1 protein-coding gene is annotated in these 13,435 nt (G+C 50.3%); it reads right to left on the bottom strand.

The annotated features are described in order from the left end of the window. Window positions 1–6: 6 nt before the first annotated feature. The gene (locus tag OWN49_RS00685; protein WP_270908448.1) at window positions 7–13,434 is read right to left on the bottom strand and encodes a type I polyketide synthase; all 13,428 of its coding nucleotides are present in this window, start codon (window positions 13,432–13,434) and stop codon (window positions 7–9) included. Window position 13,435: the final 1 nt, after the last annotated feature.

Raw genomic sequence — 13,435 nt, forward strand, 5'->3', positions numbered from 1 at the left:
CCTCTCTTATTTAAATGCTTTCCAAAACATTTTTTTCGCAGGAAGCTCTTGTTTCTCCGCTCGTACGTCAGGTTCTTTTACCAGAGCCTTACGTCTTAATGACGGTACCGGCAGCGGCTTTCTTTTCATTCGGGTATCTTTTTCTTCCCAAGCTTCCAGAATGACGTGGGCGTTCGTTCCGCCGTCGGCAAAGCAGTTGATGGCTGCTGACGGTCTGGCTGCATCCCATTCGCCGGCTGTTTTATGAAAGTGAAAATCTGTCTTTGTTATATCAAAATGCGGCATCGGTTCGTCTCCTGAGAGAAACGGAACCGTTTGTTTATGCTTCAGCATTAATACGACTTTAATGAAGCTTGCGATGCCTTCCGCGCAAAGCGGATGCCCGATGTTCGGCTTGATTGACCCGATGCCGAGCGGAACATGCGGACCTGAGCGGTATACGGATTGAATCGCCTTCAGCTCAAGCAAATCAGTCACCGCGGAACCCGATCCGTTTGCTTCGATATAACTGATGTCTTCCGGCTTTTTGCCGCTTTTGAAAAGCGCGCTTTGCATGACATCTTTTTGCGCCTGCATATTCGGGGCTGACGGGCCTGCCGTTCTGCCGTCATTGTTCATGGCGGCAGCCTTAATGACCGCGTGTATCGTGTCGCCGTCTTTTTGCGCCTGTCTTACTGTTTTTAACAGCACCATGCCGACGCCTTCACCGAGGACCACTCCGCCGGAACGCTTGTCAAATACGTGAAATGCCGGTTTTTCGTTTAACAGCCCGCGCTCTTGGAACATCCGGTGCGCCGCATCCGTGTTCAGCAGGCTGACGCCGCCAACTACCGCCGCTTTGATATCGCCGCTTCTCAGTGCCTGAACGGCCATGTTCATTCCTGTCAAAGCCGATGAACAAGCCGTATCAAGCACGATACTCGGCCCGCGCAGATCAAAAAATTGCGAAACGTTTGCCGCTAAATAATTCTGCCCGCCCGCAACAATCGGGTTGCGGGTATTCGCAAGACTTTCAGGATCAGGCTGATGCTGGCTGCGGCCTCCGATATACACACCGGCTTCTATGCCCTTGATTTCTTCACGGGTATAGCCGGCATGGCACCAAAGTTTCAAGCTCTCTTCCAGCACCGCCAACGCCTGAGGGTCCATCGCTTTCGCGTCGTTTTCCGGAATGAAAAAGAATTCGGAATCAAAGTGATCCATATTGTCAATCAATCCCGCAACGTATTGATTTGCATATCCGAAACGTTCCGCCGGGACGGAGCCGATTGCGGACCTGCCGCTTCTCAGCAAATCCCAATATTGTTCTAACGATTCCGCTCCCGGAAAACGGCAGCTCATTCCGACGACGGCAATGTCTTCAGTTACAGCAGCACGCTTTTGCTCAGTGTGAACCGTTTGTACGGCAGCCGGAACCAACATTTCTGTATCAGGTTCCTCCCGTTCTGCAAGCAGCTGTTGACCATTGGATACAAGCCATTCGGCAAACGCGTCAATCGTCGGGTGTTCATATAAAACAGACGGATCTAAGTCCTCTTTGAGCGCATGATTCATTTGCTGTAAAAGCTGCGCTAAAATGATCGAATCAACCCCGTAATCCTGAAACGGTTCGTCTGTTTCCAGTTCTTCCGGAGCGATTTTCAGCTCATCGGAAAACAGTTTCACAAGCCACACCTTCGTATCAAGAAGCAGTTCTCTGTCTGAATGTTTTTCCGCGGCTTTGCCGTTTATTACGGCTTCAGTCTCTTTTTGTTTTTTCTTTTGACAGAGCAGCCTGTCAGGATGCCATTCGCTCCGATCAACCATAGCCGGCAGAACGGACGGACGGATGTTTTCAGATAAAATGCGGTCCAGCAAGTCAAGTCCTTCCGCGTTGGACAGTCCCAGCAGCCCGGTCTGCTTCAGGCTTTCTGTGCGGACTTCACCCAATCCGGTTTCCTTCCAGTTCGGCCATTGAATGCTGACTAACGGATATTGATGCTGATGAGCCGCCGCGAAATAATCCATGTACGCATTTGCCATCGCATAATCCGACTGTCCCGCCGCGAGCGCCGGAACGACTGCAGATACTGAAGAAAATAAGACAAAAAATTGCAAAGGATCATTTGTGAAAAGGCTGCTTAATGTTTGAAGCCCGGCGACTTTCGGTTCCAGCACTTCTTGTATATCGTCGGCAGTCTTTCTGATAAATGCCGGATTTACTGAATTAACCGATCCCGCACAGTGAATGACGCCGCCGATCGGTCCCATCGTGCGCCGGATCGTTTCAATTTCCGCTGCTGCCGCATCATGATCAGACAATTTCAGACTGATCACCGCCACTTGCACTCCTTTTGCTTCAAGCTCTTCAATCGCCCGTATCTTCTCTTTCAGCCTCGTATTAACGGCTGACCGTTCATGACGGGGAGGAATCGGCTCCCTGCCTGTCAGCACTACTTTTTTCACGCCGTGTTTTTCTGTGAAATGGCGGGCGCATAAGAGACCCAGTCCCCTCGTGCCTCCGGTAATGAAAAGCACATGGTCTTCAGGAAACGGTGCGGGCTTATGTTCTGCTCGCTTCCCGCTTGGAATCTCGCTGAACAAAGCACGGTATCTCTGTCCGTTTCGGCGGCAGACTTCCGGTTCTGTGCTGTCCGCCGAAAATTCATCTGCAATCTGTTTGGCAAGCGTCTGCTGATCCGTATCTGTATCGGCATCCATGTGTCTGGACGTCACGTTTTGATACTCATTTTGAAGCATTCTGTACAGGCCGCTTTTTGCCGCTCCTGCAAGATGAATCGTTTTCTGCTGAAATGGCTCCAAGCCTTTTGTTACATATAGCAGCGTCAGCGGCCGCGCTTGCCGGCGGCTTGTATCAATCAGAGTCTGGATCCGGCTGATTCCTTCCAGTGAAAGGTCTTCGTCTCCGCATCCCGTCAGATCGATTGCGCCATCTATGTGATTCCAATCGCTAGCTGCAGTGTCAGCGGAATCGGCCGGGAAAATGAACGAGTCAGCGAAATGCTTTGCAGTCTCTTCGGCAAGCCCCGCTGTCCCTGCATCAGCCAGAATCATGACCGTCCTGCCGCTTTTCTCACCGGCCGAATCGATCTCACACGGAACCCATTGCTTTTCTAAAAGCACAGCCTCGCGCCGGTCTTCTGTTTCCTGCGGTACGGCTTTCGGTTCAGGCAGCCAGTAAGGCTCCTTCGCAAACGGGTAAGCCGGCAGACTGATTCTGCGGGGTTTTTCGTCTTGATAGAGTCTGTCCCAGTCCATCTGAAGCCCTTTGGCCCACAATTCCGCTATTTTGGCGTATTTTTTCTTATCGAACCACGACCTGACAAGCTGCTTCAGATCATCGTCCGTTTCAAATGCTTTGATTTCTTTTTTTGCCGTTTTGATGTGGGCTTCATATATCCCTTCACCCGTATTTCCGTTTACAAAATCGGTTAAACGGCTGATCAGTTCTTCTCTCGAACCGGCTGTAACCGCAAGACGGTAATCCATCGCATCACGCCCGGTCTGAAGCGTGTATGCCATATCTGAAAGATTGATATTCTGATTGGCTTTTGCAAATTGGATCACAGACTCGGCATAGGTTTTTACCTGCGGCGCTTTTTTCGCCGACAGCACAAAAATGTTTGTCTCATCAGACTTACGGCTTCCCCGGTCTTTCGGCTGATACTCTTCGATAACGAGATGAGCGTTTGTGCCGCTGTAGCCGAATGAGCTGACACAGGCCCGCCGCGGTGCTCCGCCTGTTTCCCAAGGTTTAAGTTCGGTATTGACAAATAAAGGCGAGTCATCGAAATCAAAATGTTCATTCGGCGTGCTGAAATGAAGGGTCGGCACAAGCTGCTGATGTTTCATCGACAGCAGAACCTTCTGGACGCTTGCTACACCTGCCGCCGCCGACGTATGCCCGATATTCGATTTAACCGAACCGATGGCGCAAAATTGTTTGCGGTCCGTTTTTTCCTTGAATACAGAAGATAAGGCTTCTAATTCAATCGGGTCCCCCTGCTTTGTGCCGGTGCCGTGCATTTCCGCATAGGTGATGCTCTCAGGGTGTATGTTGTGCGCTTCATACACTTGACGCTCTAATTCCATTTGGCTTTTCGCGCTTGGTGCGGTAATGCCGTTGGTTTTTCCGTCCTGGTTAATTCCAGATCCGATAATGACTCCGTAAATATGGTCTTGGTCGGCTTCCGCATCTTTCAGCCTCTTCAAAACGAGCGCCCCCGCGCCTTCGCCAGGCACAAATCCGTTCGCACTGTTATCAAATGCTTTACATTGGCCGTCAGGAGACAGCATTCCGGCTTCACACATGCTGATGTATGATTCAGGCGTTAAATACAAGGTCACCCCGCCGACAAGCGCCATGTCAATTTCATGATTCAACAGCGCCTGACGCGCCAAATGAGTCCCGACGAGAGATGAAGAGCATGCCGTATCAATCGGAATGGCCGGCCCTTTCAAATTGAGATAATAAGGCAGGCGGGCCGCCGCGATGCTGAAACTGTTGCCCGTCGCGCTTCCTCCTGTCTGATGTTTGTTTAACATCATGCCGTATTCATTGTTCATAATCCCCAAATAAACGCCGCAATTTTTTCCGTTTAATTCTTTTGAGCTGTAACCCGCATCTTCAAAGGCTTTAAAACCTTCCTGTAAAAATATCCGGTGCTGCGGGTCCATAAGTTCCGCTTCAGACGGAGATATATTAAAGAACAGCGGATCAAACTCTTCAATGCCGTCAAGCATACCGATTGATCTGCAGTATACTTTGCCCTTCTTGTTTAAGGCCGGATCATAGTATTTGTTTACATCCCAGCGGGAAAGCGGGATGTCGCGAATGGCGTTTTTCGCACGGGCTAAGTTGTCCCAATATGTCTTTAGGTCCGGCGCATCCGGGTACTTGCCCGACATGCCGACGATGGCTATCGCGTCCGCTATCTCGTCTTTAGGCTCCCGTTTGGCCTGCACCGGTTCAGGTTCCTTTTGAACCGTTAATCTCTCCGGCTCGGCAGGTGTTTTCTCCCGCGGGGCGGCTTGCTGCGTAAGCGGCTTTGGATGTACGGGAACCGCCTGTTTTTTTCTTCCGCGGACGGACGGCTGCGTGCGCAGAAAATCGGCAAATTGACGGATTGTCGGATAATCATACACTTTCGTTACATTACAGTCCGTGCCATACCGTTTATTGACGGCCTTTATCCATTCAAGACCGGTAATCGAATCCATACCGAGGTCAATAAAGGCCTCATCAATATCCACTTCATGCCGCTCCATGTACAATACATCAGCCAGTGCTTTTGATAACTCGTCATGCACCGCTTCAATCGGTTCTTCCGGTTCGGCGGAAGCTGCTGTTTCAGACATCGCCTCCAGAATATCCGCTTCTGCTTGTATCACATGCTGCTTATGAGCGTTTAAAGGCTGCAGCAGTATGTTTGACGGTTTTTTTACGGCCTCTGTTTTCTGCGGTTCGGCTGCTTCCTCAAGGATCGGTTCTGTCCCGAGCTCTTTTTGCAAGAAGGCCGCAAACTGGCGGATTGTCGGATAATCATATACTTTCGTCACCGTAAGGGACGTGCCGTACGCTTTATTAACGGCCTTTATCCATTCAAGACCTGTGATTGAATCCATGCCGATATCAATAAATGTGTCATCTGCGTCGATATCGTCGGCATCCATATATAAAACGTCCGCCAACCTTTCCGTTAATTCGGCACTTACTTTTTCAGCGGAAACCGCCGGACGGGAAGCAGACTGTACGGTTCTTTTCGGTTTCGCGCCGCTCAAAGGCTGCAATGAAATGTTTGACGGTTTTTCTTTGGCAGTCTCCTCGTGAAGAGTTGTTACTTCAATGACCGGTTCCGGGACGGCCGCCGGTGCGATCGGCGCAGACTGTGTTTCGGCCGGTCTTTTGACAGCTGTATCAGCTGATGTGTCGATCCAATAACGGTCTTTTGCAAACGGGTAGGCCGGGAGACTGATTTTTTGCGGTCTGCCCATTTGATACAGCTTATCCCAATTCAGCGGAAGGCCCTTCACCCAAAGCTCTAATACCTTTGCGGCTTTGCCTTTTTCAAGCCATGCCTCAATGGTTTTTTCCATGTCCTCATCAGCCGCAAACAGCGCCATCGTGTCTTTATTCTGTTTGACTTGTCCGCGGTAGAGCCGGTCAATTGACTCCTTGCCGCCCGTAAATTCGTCAAGCTTTTCTTCAAGCTCGCGCAAATTGCTGACAATCATTCCGAGACGCTCTTCCATCGGTTCACGTCCGATTTGAAGCGTATATGCGATCCGGCTCAGATCCGCTTCCCGGTAACGCCCGCTCCGCAGCGCATCAAGAAGACGTTCCGCCCGTTTTTGAAGCCGTTGCTCATTTTTCGCGGAAAGGACGATCATCGACGGATGAGGTGCAGCAAAAGCCGTCTCCTTATCCTCATCAGCGGTATATTCTTCGATGACGATATGAGCGTTGACGCCGCCGGCTCCGAATGAGGAAAGCCCTGCGGTTCTCGGCAGTTCTTTATTTACTCCGTTTTCATTTATGACCGGTCTTTTCCACTCTTCAAGCGTCTGCTGCACTTTGAACGGCGTAGAGAGAAAATCAATATTCGGGTTAAGCGTCCGGGAATGCAGTGACGGTGCGAGCTTCTTATGTTTCATTTGCAGGAGCACCTTCGTCAGACCCGCGATGCCCGCCGCGCTTTCACAGTGCCCGATATTGGATTTTGCTGAGCCGATGGCACAAAACTGTTTATCTTGTGTTTGTTCTGAAAAGGCTTTTGTCAGACCCGTGATTTCAATCGGATCACCGAGTGAAGTCCCGGTGCCGTGGGCTTCAATGTAGCTGACCGCCCTCGGATCGGTTCCCGCGTCTTTTAACGCCTGTTTGATCACCGCGGCTTGGGCGTTCGGATTCGGTACGGAATACCCGTTTGTTTTTCCATCATGGTTTACGGCCGTTCCTTTGATCAGGCCGTAAATATGATCACCGTCCGCTTTCGCTTTAGAAAGCGGCTTAAGGAGCACGGCTCCCACTCCTTCACCGGGCACATAACCGTCCCCGCCTTCACCGAAACTTTCACATCTGCCTTTGCTTGATAAAAATCTGTTCTGGCCGAGCATCAAATATTTATTCGGATGAACGGATACATTGACGCCCCCGGCAAATGCTGTCTCGCATTCCCCGTTCCGCAAGCTTTGGCATGCCAGATGAATGGCTGTTAAAGAAGAAGAGCACATCGTATCCAGCGCCATGCTCGGACCGTTAAAACCGAATACATAGGAAGCCCTGTTCGCAATTGATGACGGATTTCCGGTCAGCGCAAGCGATTTTCCGCGCGCCTGTTCTTCGGCTCCGTAAAGCTGATATTCCTCATACATGACGCCTACGTAAACACCGACATTGGCGCCAAGCAAATCACCCGATTTTTCCGTGAGCTTTTTGCGCGTGTAACCGGCATCTTCCATCGTTTCGTAGACACATTGCAGGAATAACCGCTCCTGCGGGTCCATCAATTTTGCATCCCGAGGCGAAATAGAGAAGAATTGCGGATCAAATTTGTCCACGTCTTTCAAAAATCCTCCCCATTTTCCGTACGTCTTGCCTTCTTTATCTTTATCAGCGTCGTAATAAAGACTGTGATCCCAGCGATCGTTTGGAATTTCGGTTATGCAGTCAGTGCCTTCACTCAAGTTCTTCCAAAATTCCTGAAGATTTTCGGCCTGCGGATATCGTCCTGATATACCGATAATCGCGATATCTTCACGCTCCGTCAGCTGCTGATTTTTCCGCGCGTCTGGACGGACTTGCGCAAAGCCTTTTTTGCCTTCATTCCGTTTGGAAACGGGCTTTACTTTCGCTTTCTCAGACAGCGCCGGTTTGGCTGCAGGGGTTTCTTCTGTTTTCATCCCGGTCACTTCCCGCAGCGTGTCCCGGTGTGCTTTCATAAAATACTGCGCCAGCGATTCGATATTCTGGTACTCGAAGAACAATGTTTTTGACAATGAACCGAAGCTCTTTTCCAGCCGGCCCGTCAAATGCATAATCATAATCGAATCAATTCCGTAATCTTCCATAGGCGCCTTGGCGTCAATTTTGCCGACAGGAAGTTTGGTTACTTCCGAAAGCACATGTTTCAAGAAATGCTCTGTTTTTTCTGCAAGCATGTTCTCTCCGCCTGCTGTAAGACCTGCCGTTTCTTCCGTTTTGCTGCCCTTATCCGGCTGATCATCCGCTGATTTTTTCAGAAACGCCCGGATTTTTGCGGCGTAGCCTTCCGTCACCATGATTTGGGATGTGTTTGCCGCCCACCCGCGGTACAAAGCATGGATGCCGTTTTCTGTTTTCATAGGGACCATGCCGCTTTCTTTTGTCAGCATCGCTTCCGTTTCAGCATCAACCGTCATGCCGCCGTCTTTCCAAAGCGGCCAGCAGATTGAAAGGGTGTGTCCATAGCGTTCATTTCGGGCTTTTTTACGGTTTCTTTTTTCACTGAAGGCGTTCATAAACGCATTGGCCATCGCATAATCAGCCTGGCCCGCGCTTCCGGCGCTTCCGGCTCCGGAAGAGAAAAGAATCAGAAAATCAAGCTCAATGTCCTTTGCCGCTTCATCAAGATGAACCAGCCCGGAGACTTTCGGCGCCAGTACATCACGGATTTCATCTTTGTGCTTTTTCAGAATATAGTTGTCTTTTATCGTTCCCGCGCTGTGTATGATACCGTTTAATCCGCCGTACTTCCGGCAGATGTCCGCTGTGAGCGATTGAACTTCTTGTTTTTCCGTCATGTCCGTTTGTTTGTACACGGCTTGCGCGCCGAGATCGGACAGTTCTTGAAGCTGGACTTTTTTACGGTTATCCAACAGAGAACGCCCCGTTAAAATAAGAACGGCGTCTTTTGCATGCCGGGCGATTTCTTTGGCGAATAAAAATCCGAGTCCGCCCGCACCGCCTGTGATCAGATAAACACCTTTATCCTTCCACGGCTTTTCGGCGCCGAACTGTTCAAGCCCTGTTTCCTGCCATTGTGCCGTATAGCGCTTGCCGTTTTCATAGCGAATATGCTTGTCATCAGGATGAGCGCTGCATTCTTTTACATATCGGGACAGCGTGTCTGCTTTGACGTCCGGCTCCAATTCAATCAGCTGGCCGGTCAGGTTCGGGTTTTCAAGCGCCGCTGTTTTCAAAAGCCCCGTTAAGCCGCAAAGGAGCTGCGTATCCGCTTCTTGAGGCACGACAATCTGAATGAGCTCGCGCCCGCCGGAATTTGAAGCGAGAATTTTCTTCACTTCTTCGAAAGCCTGAAGCGCACAAGCTTCAAACCGTTCGTCTTCACTCTTATGCTGATCACGGAGCACGTGACAGCTGAAGTCTGTCTGTATGCTGTTCATTTGATCCGTAAACCGGTCTGATATCATCACGTGACGGGCTTTGAAATGAGTCGGCGCTTTTTCATGTACAGCGGCCTTCTCTTCCCATACGTGTTCAAAAAATAGTGTATCTGTTTTATCCGTTTCAATTTCCCGTGCGGAATAACCAGTCATTTTCACACATACATTGCCTTGTTCGTCACATACATCAATATCCAGCTTCTGCACGGCATCTTCAGGCTTGCTTTCGCCGCTGTACGCAATGGAAACCCACATATCGCTTTTACAGCTTTTCAACACATCAATCTGTTCGAGAGCAAACGGCAGCATCGGCCTTATGTCAGTCCCGTCTCTGTCAAGCATTAACCCGATTGTCGCGTGGAAGGCCGCATCCAAAAGGCTCGGATGGAGGACAAACTGATCTTTTGTATGAGAAATAGATGACGGGAGTGAGAGCTTCGCGAGCACTTTGCTGTCTTTTGCATAGATTTCCGTGACCGCTTTGTGAGCATCCCCGTATTCAATCCCCATCTGTTTATATGCCTGATAGCAAGCGTCAGGTGTGATCAGACGGCGTGACTCTCTTAATTTGTCAATCTCGATTTTAGCCGGTTCGCCCGCTCCGACACACGCCGCGCTTCCTTGCGCATAGAGAACGGGCTCTTGTTCCGCGGAAGCCGATTCACTGTAAACCGTGAAGCCCATCTCCCCATTTTCTTCGTCATAAAGGCGGAGATACAGTTCTGCGGATTCATCCGCCGCTGTAAACGGACGTATCCATACAACATGTTTCAGACGGACTGTTCCTTCTTCCTTCGTTTCTGCCGCGTGTTCAACGGCCGCCCGGACCATTTCCAGATAAGCCGCGCCCGGTAACGTCCGCTCGTTTTTGACGACGTGATCTTTCAGGAAAAATTCTCCGCCGCTAAAAGAGGACCGGAAACGAACACCTGACATGTTTGATACATTTTCATGAAGGAGCGGATGCAGCATGCCTGCCCTGTTTTGCGGCAGCGATTCTCTTTTCTCCGCCTTTGGCACCCAATACCGGATTTTTTCAAATGGATATGTCGGCAGGCTGATCCGATTCGGTTTGTTTTCACTGTACAAGAGATTCCAATCCATCGTTCCTCCGCCGGCCCACTTTTCGGCAATCATCTCCAGACTCCCGGAAGAAAGCCAATTATGTATCAAGTCCGGAGCAAGCTCTGCCTGTTTGCTTTTATCGGCTCGGTTCCGCCAGCATCCGCTGACCGTTTTACCCGCCAGAAAGCCTTCCAGCCTCTCTTTGAGCTGTGTCATATTCTGAGCGGTGAACGCAACCCGCTCCTCCATCTGTTCACGGCCGATCTGAAGTGTATACGCCGCATCCTCAAGCGGCAGGCCGGGATGAATAAATGCAGACAGCTTCGCAACATACTCTTTTAGCCGTTCTTCATTTCGGGCTGAAACCGGGAAAATGAATGTCTGTTCTTCTGCCGGTTCAGCCACTGTTCCGTGTGATTCTTCAGGGACAAATTCCTCCAGAATGAGATGCACGTTTGAACCTGTCGCCCCAAAAGAACTGATGCCTGCACGCCGGGGATATACGGTCTCATTTCCGTTTTCCTTTACTGAGGGCTGCTGCCATGCTTCGGTATGATGCTGGACGTAAAACGGTGATTGTTCAAAATCTAAATACGGATTCAGCTCCTCGGAATGAAGAGACGGCACCAGAGTTTTATGGTGAAGCTGCAGGGCAACTTTGCTTAAGCCGCTGATGCCCGCCGCCGATTCCGCATGGCCGATATTGGACTTCACTGATCCGATCGAACAGAACTGTTTGTCCTGTGTGTACTGGCGGAACGCCTTGACAAGGCCTTGAACCTCGATCGGGTCGCCGAGAGAAGTTCCCGTCCCGTGCGCCTCAACATAACTGACCGTGCGCGGACCGATGCCCGCTTTGTCCAGGCATTCTTCAATCAAATCGGCCTGCGCGACAGGACTCGGCACGGAAATTCCGCTCACTGTCCCCACGTGGTTGACGGCACTGCCCTTTATCACCGCATAAATCCGGTCTCCGTCTTTTACCGCCTCTCGCAGCGGTTTTAATAAAACGGCACCGATTCCTTCAGCCGGTACATAGCCGTCTCCGTCTTTCCCGAATGTATGACAAACCCCGTCTGTTGAAAACATGTCCCATAAACCGTATGTCAGATATTTATTCGGATGCAGCGACAAGTTGACGCCTCCGGCAACCGCCGATTCACATTCCCCGCGCCGAATGCTTTCCGCAGCAAGGTGAACCGCAGTCAGCGAGGATGAACAGACCGTATCGACCGCCATGCTCGGCCCGTGAAAATTGCAAAAATATGAAACTCTGTTTGCGATTTGCGCATAATTAAGAGAAAGCGGGAATACATGATCTTCAGAAGAAGCTTCAGCCCCGACCAACGTATAATCCTTATGCATCACCCCTGCGAAGACGCCGACGCGCTGTCTCTTATTCCGTCCGCGCGCCTCTGCGAGCGACTTCGGCGTATATCCGGCATCCTCAATCGTTTCCCAGCATGTTTGTAAAAACAGCCGTTCCTGAGGGTCCATTGTTTCAGCTTCCCGCGGCGTAATCCGGAAAAATTGGGGATCAAAGCAATCCGGATCATCAATAAATCCGCCCCATTTTGAAATGCTCTTTCCGGAAGGCGACTTTACATTTTCAAACCGGCGCCAGTCCCAGCGAGACTCCGGAATTTCGGTGACACAGTTTTTTCCTTCTTTCAGGTTTTCCCAGAATTCATGAATATTTTCGGCCTGCGGATAGCGGCCGGCCATGCCGATAATCGCGATATCTTCATCTTGCGGAACACTGCTTTTCCGTCTTCTTTCTGTTTGCTTCTCAACCTGCTTCTCTATTTTTGCAGGAGACGCGCTGAAATGGCTTCCGTACTGCTCTGTCAGGAAAGCCGCCAGCTCTGCTACCGTCGTATATTCAAACAGCAAAGTCGGAGAAAGGGTTTCGCCGATTTTTTCGCTTATCGTTTCGACGACGTCAAGCAGTCCGGACGATGTCAGCCCCATTTCATAGTAGCCGACTTGAGAATCAATCTGTTCAAGCGGCTTGCCGATTTTTTCAGCCATCAGATTCATGACATACCGTTCTGCTTCCTCATGCGGGTGTCCGCCTTCAAGCGATGCCGCAACTTCCGGTAAACCGGCTTTTTCAGGAGACTTCTCAGCAGTCTTTCGGTCTGTATTGATCAGCTCGGCATCCCGCACGAGCTTGCTTGTGAAATCTTTCAGCTCGGCTACTTTTCGGCCGGATGTGTTAAAAAACTCCAGTGTAATGTAAATGAGCTCTTTTTCCTGCCGAAGCGACGAACGTTTGATTCTCGTGATGCAGCCGGCCTGCAAAGGTTCGGAAGCTGTAAAAGATTCGTAGAAAAGAGGCAGAAACAGCCTCTTTTCCCCATTTAACAGCGAGGAGATCAATAGGTTTGCGCCGACGCCGCTTCCGTCAAGAAGAGTCGGATGGAACAAAAACCCTCCGGCCTGTCCCATCGCGTCTTTTCCGAGCGATACATCAAAGGTAACGCCGTCCCGCTCCTCAAACACTTCTCCTTCTGCTTTCATATATCCGCTGTGAACCAATTCCTGGCTTCTGCATTGTGCATACAGCTCATTTAAATCGATGGTGCGCTCCGCCTCGCGTTTGACAGAGTCAAGATCAAGCGTGTCACTGAAAACTGCGGGTGCCGTCTCGTGCATTTCCGCTTTGACGTAAATACGTTCTTCCGGCTGGACTCGTCCGCCGCTGACCTCAGCCCCTTTTGCGGTAAGTTTCCAGCGCCCTTCTTTTACCTTTGTACATTCAACCGTAAGCTTGACGGCGCTGTCTTCTTTCGCGATAAGCGGCTGATATATGGATAAATGGCGCAGCTGAAGCCCGTCGTATGAATAGCCGCGCTCTTTGAAAATCTGATAAAACATATCAATATAAGCCAATCCCGGAAGGACTTTTTGTCCGTAAACGTCATGATGTAAAATAAACGGATTTTTCAGCGATAAAGTGATTTGCTTATTGAAGTTCTTCACG

Origin of the sequence: Bacillus sp. NEAU-242-2 (assembly GCF_027853835.1) — a bacterium.
GTDB lineage: Bacteria > Bacillota > Bacilli > Bacillales > Bacillaceae > Bacillus > Bacillus velezensis.